17 protein-coding genes are annotated in these 15,225 nt (G+C 45.7%); 11 read left to right on the top strand and 6 right to left on the bottom strand.

The genetic code is table 11. The annotated features are described in order from the left end of the window. Positions 1-11 precede the first annotated feature (11 nt). Together LQ247_RS06570 and LQ247_RS06565 are read left to right on the top strand one after the other, a co-directional pair. Positions 12-440 carry a MarR family winged helix-turn-helix transcriptional regulator gene (locus LQ247_RS06570; RefSeq protein ID WP_043054046.1) on the top strand — a complete coding sequence of 143 codons (429 nt, stop codon included), beginning with the start codon at positions 12-14 and terminating at the stop codon, positions 438-440. Next, the gene (locus LQ247_RS06565) at positions 431-772 is read left to right on the top strand and encodes a DUF3147 family protein (RefSeq protein ID WP_020450088.1); all 342 of its coding nucleotides are present in this window, start codon (positions 431-433) and stop codon (positions 770-772) included. The genes LQ247_RS06570 and LQ247_RS06565 overlap by 10 nt, the downstream gene beginning before the upstream one ends. Positions 773-858: 86 nt before the next feature. On the opposite strand, the gene LQ247_RS06560 is transcribed toward LQ247_RS06565, so the two are convergent. Beyond that, positions 859-1,185 carry a hypothetical protein gene (locus LQ247_RS06560; protein WP_223254833.1) on the bottom strand — a complete coding sequence of 109 codons (327 nt, stop codon included), beginning with the start codon at positions 1,183-1,185 and terminating at the stop codon, positions 859-861. Between the two features lie 231 nt (positions 1,186-1,416). Here LQ247_RS06560 and LQ247_RS06555 point away from each other — a divergent pair, with 231 nt between their 5' ends. Continuing rightward, the gene (locus LQ247_RS06555) at positions 1,417-1,560 is read left to right on the top strand and encodes a hypothetical protein (protein ID WP_167511151.1); all 144 of its coding nucleotides are present in this window, start codon (positions 1,417-1,419) and stop codon (positions 1,558-1,560) included. A 158-nt stretch (positions 1,561-1,718) separates the two neighbouring features. Here LQ247_RS06555 and LQ247_RS06550 read toward each other — a convergent pair whose 3' ends face one another. Together LQ247_RS06550 and LQ247_RS06545 are read right to left on the bottom strand one after the other, a co-directional pair. Next, the gene (locus LQ247_RS06550; protein WP_020450090.1) at positions 1,719-2,402 is read right to left on the bottom strand and encodes an amino acid ABC transporter permease; all 684 of its coding nucleotides are present in this window, start codon (positions 2,400-2,402) and stop codon (positions 1,719-1,721) included. 11 nt (positions 2,403-2,413) lie between these two features. Then, on the bottom strand, positions 2,414-3,289 hold the full coding sequence (locus LQ247_RS06545) for a transporter substrate-binding domain-containing protein (RefSeq protein WP_026580508.1): 876 nt from the start codon (positions 3,287-3,289) through the stop codon (positions 2,414-2,416). A gap of 183 nt (positions 3,290-3,472) precedes the next feature. On the opposite strand from LQ247_RS06545, the gene LQ247_RS06540 reads away from it, so the two are divergent. The 3 genes from LQ247_RS06540 to LQ247_RS06530 all read left to right on the top strand — a co-directional run bounded on the left by LQ247_RS06540 (position 3,473) and on the right by LQ247_RS06530 (position 6,351). Then, complete coding sequence (locus LQ247_RS06540; protein WP_035337275.1) at positions 3,473-4,024, top strand: NAD(P)H-dependent oxidoreductase; 552 nt, start codon at positions 3,473-3,475, stop codon at positions 4,022-4,024. 95 nt (positions 4,025-4,119) lie between these two features. Then, a complete protein-coding gene (locus LQ247_RS06535) occupies positions 4,120-4,845 on the top strand; it encodes an AAA family ATPase (protein WP_020450093.1) in 726 nt (241 codons plus the stop codon). A gap of 69 nt (positions 4,846-4,914) precedes the next feature. Then, positions 4,915-6,351 (top strand): glycoside hydrolase family 1 protein, encoded by a 1,437-nt coding sequence (locus LQ247_RS06530; protein ID WP_020450094.1) that lies wholly within the window; start codon positions 4,915-4,917, stop codon positions 6,349-6,351. Positions 6,352-6,390: 39 nt separating this feature from the next. Here the strand turns inward: LQ247_RS06530 and LQ247_RS06525 are convergent, their stop codons facing one another. Together LQ247_RS06525 and LQ247_RS06520 are read right to left on the bottom strand one after the other, a co-directional pair. Then, entirely contained in the window at positions 6,391-6,789 is a 399-nt protein-coding gene (locus tag LQ247_RS06525; protein ID WP_023855672.1) for a competence protein ComJ, read from the bottom strand. A 17-nt stretch (positions 6,790-6,806) separates the two neighbouring features. After that, entirely contained in the window at positions 6,807-7,253 is a 447-nt protein-coding gene (locus tag LQ247_RS06520) for a NucA/NucB deoxyribonuclease domain-containing protein (protein WP_020450096.1), read from the bottom strand. A gap of 302 nt (positions 7,254-7,555) precedes the next feature. On the opposite strand from LQ247_RS06520, the gene LQ247_RS06515 reads away from it, so the two are divergent. Then, the gene (locus LQ247_RS06515; RefSeq protein WP_023855671.1) at positions 7,556-7,726 is read left to right on the top strand and encodes a hypothetical protein; all 171 of its coding nucleotides are present in this window, start codon (positions 7,556-7,558) and stop codon (positions 7,724-7,726) included. A gap of 5 nt (positions 7,727-7,731) precedes the next feature. Then, positions 7,732-8,535, top strand: coding sequence for a serine/threonine protein kinase (locus LQ247_RS06510; RefSeq protein ID WP_095292852.1), 804 nt, complete (start codon positions 7,732-7,734; stop codon positions 8,533-8,535). A gap of 405 nt (positions 8,536-8,940) precedes the next feature. On the opposite strand, the gene LQ247_RS06505 is transcribed toward LQ247_RS06510, so the two are convergent. Continuing rightward, entirely contained in the window at positions 8,941-9,681 is a 741-nt protein-coding gene (locus tag LQ247_RS06505) for a ribonuclease YeeF family protein (RefSeq protein WP_075212964.1), read from the bottom strand. Positions 9,682-10,085: 404 nt separating this feature from the next. Between LQ247_RS06505 and LQ247_RS06500 the strand changes: the two genes are divergently transcribed. Genes LQ247_RS06500 through LQ247_RS06490 form a run of 3 tightly spaced genes read left to right on the top strand, consistent with a single transcriptional unit; the run spans position 10,086 to position 15,222 of the window. Continuing rightward, entirely contained in the window at positions 10,086-12,140 is a 2,055-nt protein-coding gene (locus LQ247_RS06500; RefSeq protein ID WP_075212963.1) for a hydantoinase/oxoprolinase family protein, read from the top strand. 2 nt (positions 12,141-12,142) lie between these two features. Beyond that, on the top strand, positions 12,143-14,137 hold the full coding sequence (locus tag LQ247_RS06495) for a hydantoinase B/oxoprolinase family protein (RefSeq protein WP_231005765.1): 1,995 nt from the start codon (positions 12,143-12,145) through the stop codon (positions 14,135-14,137). After that, positions 14,134-15,222, top strand: a complete 1,089-nt coding sequence (locus tag LQ247_RS06490) for an ABC transporter substrate-binding protein (protein WP_425332684.1) — start codon at positions 14,134-14,136, stop codon at positions 15,220-15,222. The genes LQ247_RS06495 and LQ247_RS06490 overlap by 4 nt, the downstream gene beginning before the upstream one ends. Positions 15,223-15,225: the final 3 nt, after the last annotated feature.

Raw genomic sequence — 15,225 nt, 5'->3', positions numbered from 1 at the left:
TAGAGAGGGTGATGAAAGTGAATACGGAGAAAATCATAGAAATGATGAATCAGGACTGGACGGATATTTACTACCATCTGCACACAAAGCATGATGATCATTTGTCTCACCACGCGGTTCGAATGCTTCAGCATATCGAAAAAAACCGCTTGGTGACCATTGGTCATTTAGCAAAATTATTGGATGTCTCTCATAATACGGCATCAGAACATGTGAAAAGACTGATACAAAAAGGACTTGTACAGAAAAACCGGGACAGCAGCGATGAACGCAAAGTCTACGTCACGTTAACGCCTGAAGGTGAAGAAGCAGTGAAACGGCATACGAGACTTCATCCGAAAAAACTGCAAAAGGTGTTGGAGCAATTAAATGAAGAAGAAGTCGAAATGATTAAAACAGCATTTTCCTTGTTGAGCCGGGAGGCAAAATCATGTTTTTAATAGTGAAAATCGGGGTTTCTGCAATATTGATCGCCATTATAACCGAAATTGCACGAAAATCGCCTGAAATGGGTGGAATGATTGCGGCATTGCCTCTTGTCAGTCTGCTGAGTTTATTTTGGCTTAGTGTACAAGGGGAATCTTTAAAGCATTTAAGCCAATTCGCGAAAGGCGTGCTATGGGGGTTTCCCGCCACGGCGGTTCTCCTTTTGATCGTGGTTTTGAGTTTAAAAGCATCATTTCCGGTTGTCATTTCTGTTGTGTTTGGAGTATGCGGATGGGGCGGGTGTTTAATGCTGCAAAAGGCTCTCATCCATGCGATATTCGGGTGAAGGGGAATGGAATAAGAAGCCGCTTGTGCTGCCGCACAAGCGGCTGAAACGATCAGGGAGCGGCATACCCCCCCTGTATGAGACTGTCACGTATAAAGCTTGGAGTAATAAATCATCCTCGCCGGAAAAGGAACGTCTCTGTATGGCCCCTCGGGCGGGATGGATGTCGACAGAAATCGGAAATAATGGCTCCCGAGTATTTTTAAGTTTATCGGATAAGTCTGGACGGTTTCAGGAGCGAGTTCATAGGAGAATGCTTGAGCTTTAGATTGACTGACCATGAACTTTTGATATTCCCCGTTTTCAAAGCAATATAAACAGCCCTTTAAACGATGCGCTTCCTGGTTGACCAAAGAGATATACAGATCTTCTCGGCCGTTTTTTTCAACCGGGTTTCCTGCTTTGTCAGACAAGTAAATCAATCTTGTTTGAGATGGGCTGCCGCTGTTCATTTGACAGTTAACAGGTTCAATGCAAGCAGGATGAGTCGAGAGCCGGTCAGAATGCGGGGCATGTGAAATCAATTCAAAATAGTAGGGTGCTACATCGTCGGCATCCCGATTCCATTTGCAATCGTGCTCAGCCTTTGGGTCGAACATGAAGGACTGGGTGATGATATAAACGATGTGTCTGCCCGCAGGAACATGCTGGAACCTGATTTTGATTTCCTTGGACGAATGAGCGGGAACGATGGATGGAAAGGTTTGCGAGGGCCGGTCATTTCCTTCAAAGAAAACGGATATATGGATGCGGTCTTCGGCATTCGTATGGTTGCAGCAGACGTATGATGCTTGGAAATGGCCTGATGGATCGGTTTGATAGCTTAATTTGTTTCTGTCGATCGTATAAAGGTGATCTGCGTGAAAATAAGTCGATCTGAGGATATGGATAATACCGCCTCCGTTTCACAGTATGGAAAGCCGCCGGAGCACCCGGCAGCTTCTTGCTATTTTTTGATATAAACCTCTGTCCGCTTCTCCAGGAAATCCTGGAGCAAAGCGATCGCCGAGCAAACGGCCCAGTAAATCAAGGCAACTAAAATATACATCGTCATATAGTCGAACTCCCGTCCGCCTACGATTTTTGCCTGTTGAAACAATTCAGGCACGGTGATCATGGCGGCGAGGGAAGACGCTTTAACGAGATCAAGCATTACGTTTGCAAGAGGCGGGAGTGCAATTCTAACCGATTGAGGGACAATCACGTGGCACATCGTCTGCCAGTAGGAAAAGCCGATCGATTTTGCAGCGTCCCACTGCCCTCTGTCAACGGACGACAGGGCCGAGCGGATAATCTCGGCAATGTATGCGGCGCTGTTCATGCTGAAGCCGATTAAGGCAGCAGTCAAAGCCGTAAATTGGATTCCGATATAAGGAAAACCAAAATAAAGAATAAATAGAATGACAAGGATCGGAACGCCTCTCATAAACGAAATATAGATTCTTGCCGGCCAACGAAGCAAAGAGATCTCCGACATGCGCCCAAGCGCGATGAAAAAACCGAGAATTAAACCGGCAAACATGCTCGCAAATGAAATAAAAAGCGTATTCCATATGCCTTGCATCACATAAGGAAACGATTTCGCAGCCAATTCTGCATTAAAAATATACTCCCATTGAATAGAGCCCAATTGACATCCCTCTATTTATTCACATCGACATCGACAAAGTCGATATCCTGCTTTTTCGAAACATCGGCACCGCCGAAAAACTTTTTCGAAATCTTTTTGATTGTGCCGTCCTTCAGCATTTCGTCAATCGTTTTGTCGAATTGTTTTTTTAGTTCTGCGTTTCCTTTTTTCATGATCATGCCTTGCTGATGCGGATAGTATTTAAGATCGGGATGAATAGTCAAATCCAGATCAGGCATTGCGGCGAGCGCGAGTTTTTGAAGGTAGTAGTCGTTTAAGATGACATCGGTTCTTCCATTCGCTACATCCTTTAAAAATTGGTCATTTGTTGCGTTGTCGTAAATGACTTCCTCAGCTCCGTATTGGCGCGCGATATCCATGTAAACTGTCGTAGCTGCGCCAGCGGCTTTCTTTCCCTTTAAATCTTCAAGCGTGTGGATGCCTGATAGATCTTTTTTGCGGACGATAGCCGTTCCGAATGAATATTTATAAGGCGTAGAGAACAAAAACTTTTCTTTGCGGTCGTCGGTCATTGTAATATCGTTGGCAGCAGCGTCCACTTGTCCGCTCCCCACCGCCGTCAGCATGCCGTCAAAGCCCATTTCTTTAAATTCGACATCCAGGTCGAGCCGTTTAGCCGCTTCACGGATGACTTCCACTTCGTAGCCGGTCAGCTTGTCTTTGCCGGAATCAGTGTCATGATATGAAGTAGGATAAAGGGTTCCCGAAGTCGCCACAACGATCTTCCCTTTTTCCTTTATCTCATCCCAGGCTGTTTTTTGATTTTCAGCCTTATTTTGAGTAGTGCTGCATGCAGCTGTTATAAGAGCGAGCGCTAACACCGTTATCAACAATGTAATGCGCTTATACGTATGCAATTTATTCACTTAAAAAATCCTCCTATTCCTTTAGTCAAGTAAACCATAGCACTGAAGTAGGGATTAGGCAATAAGATAATTAGTATTGGGAAAAAATAAAATAATTGATAGTGCAACCTGCTTTACTTTTTAAGGTGAAAGATGGAATCATAAAGATATTGGTAAATTGAAACACAAGGAGGATAAGAAAAGATGAAAAATATTTTAATCATCAACGGACATGAAGCCTATCCCCATGCAAGAGGACAGCTTAATCACACTATTTTTACAGCGTTGGCGGACAAGCTGGGTGAAAAATATGAAGTGAAAAAAACAGTGGTGGCAGACGGATATCAAATCCCTGAGGAGCACGAGAAATTCAAGTGGGCTGATGCTGTTATTTATCAGACGCCTGTTTACTGGTTCAGTGTTCCTGCTTTATTTAAAAAATATATTGATGAAATTTATGAGTACGGGCTTTTTTATCAAGGGTCTGAAGACTACGGCAGAGGCGGGCTGTTTACAGACAAAAAGTATATGTTTTCAACCACATGGAACGCGCCCAAGGATGTATTCTCCAAAGAGGGGACATTCTTCGAAGGTAAAAGCCTTGATGAAGCGCTCTTTCATTTGCACAAAATGCAGGAATTCGTCGGCATGAAGCCTTTAAAAACATTCTCTGTTCATGATGTCATCAGCAATCCGCAAGTAGATCAATATTTAGCTGATTTGGACGCCCATTTAAAAGAAGTATTTTCGATTTAAGTCAAGAGGTTTGTGCTCAGGCGCAAACCTCTTTTTTCGTTATCCTCTAAGAAAACGTGATACAGTTGAGTAAAAGCAAAGCAGGGGGTGCTCGCATGTTTTTAAAAAAGCTGACTTTACTTCGGGAAAAAGTTCCTTCTTATGCAAAATATCCATTTTCAATTCCTGCTATTCAACATTTAAAAGAACTGACGTTTCAAAAAAACGTAACATTTTTTGTGGGGGAAAACGGATCAGGCAAATCGACGCTGCTTGAAGCAATCGCAGATAAATGCGAATTTAACACGGCTGGCGGGGGAAGAAATAATACATATGAAGTGTACGGTTCCGGTTCGGATTTGGGAGACTATATCAGATTGTCATGGCTTCCTAAAGTAACAAACGGCTTTTTTCTGCGCGCCGAATCTTTTTATCATTTTGCCACTCATATTGATGAAGTAGACATCACCGGTTTTCGAGGCTACGGAGGCAGATCTCTTCACGAGCAATCACACGGTGAATCTTTTTTATCGCTTTTCAAACATCGTTTTAAAGAGAAGGGAATCTATCTTCTCGATGAGCCTGAAGCTGCTTTATCCCCGGCAAGACAGCTGGCATTTTTGAAAATTCTTCATGATTTGACGAAATCAAACCAAGCTCAGTTTATTATCGCCTCTCACTCCCCCATTTTATTAGGGTATCCGGAAGCCGACATCTTCAGTTTTGATGGTGAACAAATCACTGAAGTGAACTATGAGGATACGGATCATTACACCTTAACCAAGTATTTTCTTCAGCACCGGGAAAAGCTTCTGGCGGAGCTGTTTTTAGATGATGTTTGATCTGAAACGCGTTTCATAGGATATGATAAAGTGCATCCGGATCAAAATACGAAACAGGAGTTGAGCCATATGATTCATCAGCAATTACGCCCATTTCCAAACCATTTCCTATGGGGATCAGCTTCAGCAGCCTATCAGATCGAAGGGGCCTGGAAGGAAGACGGCAAAGGCCTCTCGGTTTGGGATGTGTTCACAAAGATTCCCGGCAAAACGTTTAAAGGAAGCAATGGAGACATTGCGGTCGACCATTACCACCGTTTTAAAGAAGATGTTGCTTTAATGGCCGAGATGGGGTTAAAAGCATACCGTTTTTCAGTCAGCTGGCCGAGGATTTTTCCCCAAGGCAGGGGAGAAGTCAATGAAGCGGGCTTGAGATTTTACGATGACTTGATTAATGAGCTCCTTGCTCATGATATTGAACCCGTTTTGACGCTTTATCATTGGGATCTTCCCCAGGCTTTAATGGATGAATACGGCGGCTTTGAATCCAGAAGGATTATAGAGGATTTCAATACGTATTGCGTTACGCTCTATAAGCGGTATGGGGACAGGGTCAAATATTGGGTGTCCCTTAACGAGCAAAATTACAATTTTAATCATGCCTTTATCACAGCGATGCATCCTCCGGGTGTGAAGGACAGGAAACGCTTCTATGAGGCTAACCATATTGCATTTCTGGCGAATGCAAAGGCAATCGATTCTTTTCGCCGGTATGTTCCCGATGGAAAAATCGGACCGAGTTTTGCTTATTCGCCTGCATATCCGCTCTCCAGCCGTCCGGATGATATCCTCGCTTTCGAAAATGCTGAGGAATTTACAAATTATTGGTGGCTTGATGTGTATTGCCGGGGAACATATCCGGGCATTCCTTTGAAATATCTGAAGGAAAAAGGCTGGGCGCCGACAATTGAGGAGGGGGATATGGAGCTTTTAGCAAAAGGAAAACCTGATTTCGTCGGTGTGAATTATTATCAAACCATCACATATGAAATGAATCCTCTAGACGGAGTAGCGGAAGGAAAGATGAATACGACCGGCCAAAAGGGCAGCAACCAGGAAACAGGTATGCCCGGTTTATACAAAACAAAGAGGAATCCTCATCTTGAGACATCGAATTGGGATTGGGCCATTGACCCGATCGGTCTAAGAATCGGGCTTCGCAGGATTTCCAGCCGCTATGGGCTTCCGCTTTTCATAACGGAAAACGGGCTTGGGGAATTCGATAAGGTTGAAAATGACGGCACAATTCATGATGATTACAGAATTGCCTACTTGCGTGCGCATCTTGAACAGTGCAGACAGGCTTTAAACGACGGAGTCGATTTAATCGGCTACTGCAGCTGGTCTTTTACAGATTTATTGAGCTGGCTGAACGGCTACCAGAAGAGATACGGTTTCGTTTATATTAATCGTGATGAAGAGAATGTAAAGGACTTGAAGAGGATTAAAAAAGACAGCTTTTACTGGTACCAAAATGTCATTCAGACAAACGGGGAAGAGCTTTAGGAGAAGGGCGCCGGTGACACCGGCGCCTTTATTCTTTGATCAGGCCTGTTTAAAATCGAGAATATAGGTGATCTTCGCAGTGCTGCTTTGATCAGGCATAATCGTATAGCATGTCAGCTGATAGACGCCTTGCGGGATGTCGCATGACAATTTCTTGGATAGGACGCTTGCAATTTCGACCCCGCCATGAAGCACGTCGAAAGAAACGGTGACGCGCCTGTTAAAGGAGGGAACCTGTTCCTGGACATTCAAACGAACTTCTACTAATGATGCCGTATTATCGAGAGCTTCAAACGAGACCGCGTGTTCTCCCGCTGTGTAGCCTCTTTTAATATCCTCGTCTGTCCAATCCATAACGGGCGGCTTTCCGCCTTTTTGATAAACGGTAAACTGATGGTATGACATCGTCATTTCTTCTGCTTCCCACTTTTTGATCAAAGAACGTACCTCCAGTGTTATTTAATCTTGAAAAGTATTTTCGTGCCGTCCGGATAATCGCTTACCTGATTGCCCACCCAAGATCCTGCTCCACGGTTATCAGAAGGACTGATATACTCGACGGAAGCACCTGTTCCGCCTTCTTCGCACATGGCCATCGGCCACTCGTCGCGGTCATAGCCCGATTTGGAAGGAACATCTTTTAACGATTCCTTTCGGCGTTCGTCGGCTCCGTCCCTGTCGATCGTACAGATTTTAGAATGCCCTTTCTTGATGGCCTTTCGAATGTGCGCGCCTGTTTCAGGATAGCGGTCCGACGGGAAAATCAGCACTTCATCATAGTCTGAGCCGTTTTGCCGGCCTGAAGGCTGGTGTTCTGAAGTGAAAAAATCGCCGGATATAATGCCGATGATCACGACGGCGACGGCGAGCAAGGTGATCAGCAAAGATTTAATTTTGTCCATTCGTGTTGTCCTGCTTTCTTATAAGTTGAATCACTCAGCCGCAGCGGGCCGGAAGTAAATACAACTTTATTATCGTAAAAATGATTTGAGAAATAAAGGGGAGATTAATAGGTTTTTCCTCCTGAAAAGCTGAATTTTAGTCTATCATATCGCCTTTTTTTAAAATTTTGCCGGTTCGTTTAGAAGGTTTTAGAGGTTCAAAATTTAAATTTCTCATATGGAAGAAAAACTTTCGAGCCCCCTTTATCAAGCTTTCCTGCGCGAATGATATGAAATACAAGACAGAAAAGGAGCTGACTGAGTTGCTTCGTAAGCTATTGAAGGCACTTCAAAACGGTAAAAACCGACGATACAGCAGCAGTGACTACGGACGGAAATCATACAAAAAATACAGCAGCAGCGATTATAAAAGAAAAGGGTACGGTCATCACCATTACAAAAGAAAGCATAAGAAATTTTTCGGCAGCAGCTAAATCGCGTGAAAACATTGATGAGATGGCTGTTTGACCGCCCGCTCAAAAAAGGAACCGTCTTGGAGGGGAGATATCGAATCAACCGTGTGCTCGGGATGGGCAGCTACGGTATCACATATCTTGCCGAAGAACTTGGGAGAGCCGGTTTCCGCGTCATCAAGCAGCAGAGAAAGACAAAAGCATGGACATCAGCCGGCCGGAGGTCTTTCAACCGCGAGGCTGAAATTTTGCGGGAATTGGATCTGCCTGCCGCGCCCCGTATATATGAGGTGCTTCAAGCGGCCGGCGAGCGGTTTATCGTAATGGAATATATCGAAGGAAAAACCTTTGAAGATTTGCTCTTTTATGATGGACATGTCTTTGATGAACAGCAAACGATCAGCATATTGAAGGAAGTGCTTCACAGCGTTTCATTTCTTCACAGGAGAGGGATTATTCACCGCGATTTGAGAATTCCCAATTTGATTGTGAGCGGAGGAACGATCCGCATTATAGATTTCGGACTGGCATGCCATCTGACTGAAAGAGAACGTGTTGATGACCGGCACCCGGAAAAAAGGCTGATGCGTGCTGTTTCCGTCAAAAGTGACTTTTATGCGCTGGGACATTTCGCATTGTTTCTCCTGTACTCCGAGTTTACTCCGTCCGGCGAGGAAGAAAAAAGCTGGGAAGAAGAACTCTGCCTATCGTCCGGGTTTACATCCGTTCTGAGGAAGATGTTGCAAATTGATCAGCCGTATGAGCGTGCAGAAGATATTATCGGCGACTTGACTTCCTGTACGGCGAAAAAGATGAAGCAGCCGTTTTAACGACAGCCCAGCGTGTCGACAAACCCTCGCAGTCGTTGTCAGGCCTGCTAAGTCGGTCTGACGAATAGAAGGAGGATCGGGAGGCTGACGTTCTGAGGCGTCCTGCCTGAATACCGCGTCATTATATCCTGTGAAAGTCTTCTCCGATGCTCGGCCTTCCTAGACTGTAAGGGATGCGGGTCACGCTGAAAGGATGACAAAATCCCAAAACTAAAAGTCGTTTTGGGATTTTGTCAACGCGAGAAGATTAATTTTTGTCCCCATTTTCAATTTAAATCGTTTTCTCTTTTACTGCATTCCCCCTTTTGTTTCACCAGTATATACATATCGGTTAAGACGGAGACGTTTTGACAAGATGAACAAAAAACCCCGTTGTGAAAACGGGGTTTTAAACAATTTGAAAGCCTAAAGTTCCTCTGCTTTTTCGGCTTTTTTTGTTTCATACTGTTTTTGTTTATTTGCGATGTAGCTTCTAGCCTCTTGATGCATACGCTGTTTCAGTTTGTAGACTTCGCTGTTTTGATAGATATGTGAATTGTAGTTTAGCGGAGATGCATTTTTCCCTTTTCCTGTTGCGTCGATCAAGGCGGAGTAGTCGGACTGGATCATTTGCTGAATTTGCTCAGAGGCCGAGTATTCTCTTTTGAGCAGCCCGTCAAGATCCTCGACAGCTTTAATCGTGTCTTTTCTGTTTTGGTTTGCAGCATCGAGCTGCTGTTTGATTTCATCGGAAGAGAATGGCTGTAGCGATATTAAATCATCAATCTGTCCTAAAATATTCGACAGTTCTTGTTGCTGTGCAGAGACCATGTTTTGAGAGTGAATGTGGACATTTGCAAGCTCCTGTTCAAGAAATTGAACATCAACGAATGTGTCCTCTGAAAGTCCGGCATTTTCGGCCGCAGCAGATACACCATTCAGAAACTGAATCTGCATATCAGCTAAATCCAGCCAGCCGTCTACGATCCCTGATTGGTCTCTGTAAAACGCTTTAATGGCATCAGCGCCTTTTCCTTGGAACTCATCAAGTTCTGCGACGCTGTTTAACGATTGTTTTAAGCTGACGAGCTGTTCTCTCAAGTTTTTATATTCATCAGATCTTTGCTTCATAGCTGATAATAGGGTTTCCGCTTCGTAGACTTTCATTGGAAATCTGCCCTTCCTGCGACTTATATAGTACAGAGTGTACCACTTTGTCACAGGGGATTGGGCAATAAATCCTGAATATCCATGAAAATGAATCTTTGTGATCAAATTTGTAAGCTCTTTAGGCTTTTTGTCGTGATAGGAGACTTTTGATTTAATAGTTAATTAGTCCCTTTTATGGCGGAGTTGTGTCGTCGGACTGAAGAAAAGCAGACAACTAAAAATGTGAAATACTGTGAACAACACAATTGAAAATGTGATGATATGGTATCTTAAAATTAAATATTAAATAAAAAAGACTCGGAATATTGTAATTAAACATAATTGACTACTTTCTCATGCTTGATTAGTATAATAGTAAAATATTTTTAAAAAAGGATATTTTTAAAAGGGGGGGATCGGGAGTGAATGAAGAAGGTTATCGGCTTGGAATTGATATTGGAGGAACTTTTACCGATCTTACATTGTTAAACCAGGCGGACGGGAGCATGACCGCAGTTAAAACGCCGACCGTTCCCGAAGATCCGGCCCAAGGGATCATCAACGGTTTGGCTCTCTTGAAGACCCAGGGTGTTCACCCTTCAGAAATTCATCACTTCGTACACGGCATGACAATCGGTTTGAACACATTATTACAACGCAAAGGGGCTGATATTGCTTTATTCGTAACCGAAGGTTTCCGTGATATTCTTTCGCTTCAACGCCTCCGGCTTCCGATACCGTACGATTTTAGATCGAGAATGCCGGAGCCCCTTATTCCCCGGAAAAACGTGTTTCCCATTCAAGAAAGAATGCTTTATGACGGCTCTGAAAAGCTGCCGCTCCATAAGGAAGAGATCGATGAGGCGGTTGGACAAGTTTTAAGAAAAGGATTAAAAGGAATCGTTGTTTCTTTTTTGCACAGCTATCGGAATCCGCTTCATGAACGCCAGGCTGCAGAACGGATCAGACAAATAGCACCTGAGCTTGAGGTTGCAACGTCTGCGGAGCTTTGGCCGCAAATGAGGGAATACGAACGGACGGTTATGGCCGTCGCAAACCTATACATCAAACCGAATGTCCATCACTACTTTCGAACGCTGAAAGAGAGGCTTGCCCTGGAAGGAATTTCAGCGCAGCCGTTTATCACCCAGTCTAACGGAGGACTGATGGACATTGAATCGGCTGCCGAGGCACCTGTCAAAACGCTTTTTTCCGGACCGGCAGCAGGGGTCATCGGTGCCATCAGAACGGCGGAAACCGCCGGAGAGGCGAATATCATCACATTTGATGTCGGAGGAACTAGCGCGGATATTTCGATTGTTGAAGAAGGGGAGCCGACTTTTACACAGTCAAATCAAATCTCTGGATTTCCGATTACGATTCCGTCTGTAGCGATGTATTCGATCGGTGCTGGCGGAGGGTCGGTGGCATGGATTGACAGCGGCGGTCTCTTGAAAGTAGGACCGGAGTCAGTTGGATCTGATCCGGGGCCGGCTTGTTACGGAAAAGGAACAAAGGCCGCACTTACAGATGCGTTTCTTATATGTCATTATTTAAATCCAAACCGGTTTGCATCAGGAAATATGAAACTGTACCGGGAAAGATCCGAAAAAGCGCTCCTCCCGGTTGCCGAATATTTAGGCACAGATGTGGAGCAGGCCGCGGATCAGATGATTCAGGTTGCGCTTGCCAATATGTACACGGAACTAAGCAATGTTATGGAGCAAAACGGGTTTGACCCGCGTGAATTCAGCCTCATGGCCTTTGGAGGCGCAGGACCGGTCACTGCTAATTTTTTAGCTGAGGAAATTCAGGCCAAAAATGTGCTGATCCCGCCGCATCCGGGAACCTTGTCCGCTTTGGGCGCACTGACGGCGGATTTTATTTATGATGCTGTATGTTCAAGACAGGTGCTGCTTGAACAAATAAAAACGGCCGAGTTAAAAGCGGAGTTTGTAAGGCTGCAAGAGCAAGCGGAAACATGGCTGCGGAAACAGCAGGCGGAGATGCTGCCGGAAACCTCTCTTCTTTACTTGCTTGATGCCCGTTATAAAGGTCAGGCATACGAAATTGAGCTCCTTGTTTCACCGGAATGCCTGGAAGGCAAAAGCACGAGTGAAATCGCGGACTCCTTTCACCTCTTACATGAAAAGCAATATGGACACAGCGATGAGAAAGCAAGCATTGAGTTGATGAATATACGCGTCCGCATCATAGGCAAGACACCGAAGCCGCCAGGCGGAAAAGGAGGCCGAAGTGAGCTGCCCGAGGCTGAACCGGTCAGCCAAAGAAAGATCATCATAAAAGGCGGTACATATCAAACCGCTGTATACCAACGTTCAGATTTAAGGTGCGGTCAGAGAATAAATGGGCCGGCCATTGTTGAGCAAGATGATACAACGACGCTGATTTTGCCAAATTGGAGCGGAAAAACTGATCATGCCGGAAATTTGATCATTGAACGGAAGGAGAGCTGACCATGCGCACAGATCCTGCCCGGCTGGAAATGATGAGAAGCTACTTTAACGCGATAGCCGCGGGAATGGGACACGTTATTGAACGGACGTCCTTTACCACATTTGTAAAAGAGTCAGCTGATTTCGCTACTGCGCTTGCGACGCCGGAAGGGGAGTTTTTCGTTTATCCGAAAACGGTCGGCGTCACGATTTTTTTAGGCCTTTCATTAAAACGGATCATCGAAGAAAGCGGCCCATTTGAACCGGGAGACATTATCCTCACAAATGATCCCTATACAACGGACGGATTAGCGACCCACTTGCCTGATATACATGTAGTGAAGCCGATTTTCATGGAGGGCGAGGTCATCAGTTACGCGTGGTGTTTTGTCCATTGCAGCGATGTCGGCGGCCTTGTTCCGGCAAGCATTTCGCCGACAGCGACAGACATCCATCAGGAAGGCCTGAGGATACCGCCGGTGAGAATTTACAAAGCGGGAAGAGAAAATCGCGATATATTGAATGTGCTGCGGGCAAACAGCAGGGTTCCCGACTTAAATGAAGGGGATATTCATGCGATGGTGGCCGCGGTCAATACGGCGGAGAACCGATTGACAGAGATGGTCGGCAAGTTTGGAAAAGAAGCGGTCCAACAAGGAATGTATGATTTGCTCGAACAAGCAGCTATGAGAGCCGGCCGGGTTATCAGCGGGATTCCGGAAGGCACATACAGTTTTTCAGATTATCTTGATGACGATATGATTTCTGACGTTCCGATCCGCTTGGCTGTTACGGCAAACGTCTCGGGAGGGGAAATCACATTGGACTTTTCAGACTGTGATCCCCAGGTGAAAACCGCATTTAACCTTGTCTCTAATGGAAGCAAACATTCATTTCTATTTCAGGGCCTGATCAACTTTATCATAAGTGAAGACCCGTATATTCCGGTTAACGGGGGACTGACAAGGCCGATCAAAGTCATCGCTCCGAAAGGTACACTGGTTCATCCGGAATATCCAGCGGCCGTCGGAATTCGTCATTCGATTACGATGAGACTTTATAATGCCGTACTGGGCGCTTTGGCCAAGGCGCTTCCGAAAGCTGTGCCTGCAGCAGGCGCCGGTCAGTCAGCGATTGTCGTACTGTCGGTTCCCGACGAATCAAAGGGCGGCCGGAAGATGTCTGTGGTCGAACCGATGGGAGGCGGAGGAGGCGGCCAGCATGACATGGACGGAGCAGACGGTATTGACCATGCATCCGGATTTTTGAAAAATACGCCGATTGAAAGCCTTGAACAGCACATTGACATCCATGTCCGCCGCTATGAGCTGATTAAAGATACCGCCGGAGCCGGTTTTCACAGGGGCGGCCATGCAATCGGGCTGGAGTTTGAAGCGACGGCGCCAGAATCAATTGTGACCGCAAGAGGGATGGAGAGAATGCGATTTCATCCGTGGGGGCTCGCCGGGGGAACGGCAGGAGCGCTCGGACGGGTGCGTCTTTATCCGGAGCAGCCTCAGGAGAAAACGATTTCGAAGATCGACGTTCTAAAGCTCAACAAAGGGGATGTTATCAGCATTCATTCGCCTGGCGGCGGAGGCTGGGGAGATCCATACAGCCGGGAAGCTGAATCGATTTTGAGGGAAGTTGAATCGGGCTTGCTGAGCCCGGAAGCGGCATACCATCAATACGGCGCGGCTGTAAAAGAAAACGATGCAGGCTCATTCATTATTGATCTGGAAGAAACAGCTGAAATCAGAAAAAAGAAAGCAGGCGAACCTCCGAAACATTGGGATTTCGGGCTTGCTAGAGAAGAATACGAACGGTGCTGGACAGAGGAAGCCAGCAGCACATTGGCCCGGATTCTGCGACAGCTTCCGGCTCATCAAAGATCACATGTTAAACATCTAGTCCACCGTTATTTTTCAAAAGAGCATAACGGTCCGATCAGCAAAGGCGATGTTGCGGCCGCTGTGGAAAAACTGGCTGGCAAAAATAACACGGGAATGGTGAGATGACAATGAAAAGTAAAATTTCTGCTTTATTTATTCTGTCTCTTGTAGCGGTGCTCCTTCTTTCGGGCTGCGGCGGAAACGGTAGTCAGGAAAGCAAACAATCAGATACAGTCGTTATCGGCGTCTATGGAGGCGATTGGGAAAAACATATTAAGCCTAGCCTTGAATCTTTTGAAAAAGAAACAGGGCTGAAGGTCAAAGTCGTTGCAGGGACAGACTCTGAATGGTTTACAAAGCTCAAAGCTGCAAATGGCAGAAATGCTCCGTATGATCTCTTAATCCTGCAGCCGGATACGATTCACAGGGCACAGTCGGCGGGGTTACTGGCGCCAATCGATCAGGAAAAGGTTCCGAATATCCGCGATCTGTATCATTCCGTTCAGAAACGCTTCACTGATGATGGAAAGCAGTATGCGGCCGGTTTCAGTATGGGGCAGCTCGGAATTGTCTACCGAAAGGACCTTGTACCGCAGGAGCCTAAACGCTGGACGGATCTTTGGAACAGCAGTTATAAAGGTCATGTGGCCATATCATCGCCGGCTTATTCGGCGGGACTTCAGTTTTTTGTAGGATTAATCAATGCCCAGGGCGGCCTGGAGTCAAATGGGAAAGACGTGGATAAAGCGTTCAACAGTTTGGCGGATTTAAAGAACAACATAACAGCCTATCCCGATAATCCGGGCTCGATACAAACACTTTTGGAACGCGGGGATGCATGGGTTGTCCCGTTTTGGGACGGACGCGCTTTTTCTTTGCAGGACGCCGGTATTGACCTGGGATTTGCATATCCCGAGGAAGGTGCCGTCGCAGCAGTTGCAAGCTGGGCTTTGATGAAAGGAAGCCCTAATCAGGATAACGCATACAAGCTGTTAAATCACCTGCTCAGTCCAAAAGTGCAAGGAGATTTTGCCGATAGAACATTTTACGGCATGGCCAATAAAAAAGTGAAATACAGCGATAAATTAAAAGGAAAGATTAAAGTAGGGGAGGACTATTACAGGAATTTAAAATGGGTTGACTATGAAGTCGCGGCAAAAGATCTAGGCGATTGGACAAATCGCTGGAATCAAGTACTTGGCGGAAAATAGGTG

Source organism: Bacillus sp. BS3(2021) (genome assembly GCF_021043345.1).
GTDB lineage: Bacteria > Bacillota > Bacilli > Bacillales > Bacillaceae > Bacillus > Bacillus paralicheniformis.
This window is presented reverse-complemented; position numbering and strand designations above follow the sequence as displayed.

Excerpts from the sequence above, each read along its gene's own strand:
- LQ247_RS06570 (WP_043054046.1), top strand. The coding sequence starts at position 12 with ATGAAAGTGAATACGGAGAAAATCATAGAAATGATGAATCAGGACTGG.
- LQ247_RS06505 (WP_075212964.1), bottom strand. The coding sequence starts at position 9,681 with ATGAAAGTCTACGAAGCGGAAACCCTATTATCAGCTATGAAGCAAAGA.
- LQ247_RS06535 (WP_020450093.1), top strand. The coding sequence starts at position 4,120 with ATGTTTTTAAAAAAGCTGACTTTACTTCGGGAAAAAGTTCCTTCTTAT.
- LQ247_RS06520 (WP_020450096.1), bottom strand. The coding sequence starts at position 7,253 with ATGGACAAAATTAAATCTTTGCTGATCACCTTGCTCGCCGTCGCCGTC.
- LQ247_RS06495 (WP_231005765.1), top strand. The coding sequence starts at position 12,143 with ATGCGCACAGATCCTGCCCGGCTGGAAATGATGAGAAGCTACTTTAAC.
- LQ247_RS06530 (WP_020450094.1), top strand. The coding sequence starts at position 4,915 with ATGATTCATCAGCAATTACGCCCATTTCCAAACCATTTCCTATGGGGA.
- LQ247_RS06490 (WP_425332684.1), top strand. The coding sequence starts at position 14,134 with ATGACAATGAAAAGTAAAATTTCTGCTTTATTTATTCTGTCTCTTGTA.
- LQ247_RS06540 (WP_035337275.1), top strand. The coding sequence starts at position 3,473 with ATGAAAAATATTTTAATCATCAACGGACATGAAGCCTATCCCCATGCA.
- LQ247_RS06555 (WP_167511151.1), top strand. The coding sequence starts at position 1,417 with ATGCTGGAACCTGATTTTGATTTCCTTGGACGAATGAGCGGGAACGAT.
- LQ247_RS06565 (WP_020450088.1), top strand. The coding sequence starts at position 431 with ATGTTTTTAATAGTGAAAATCGGGGTTTCTGCAATATTGATCGCCATT.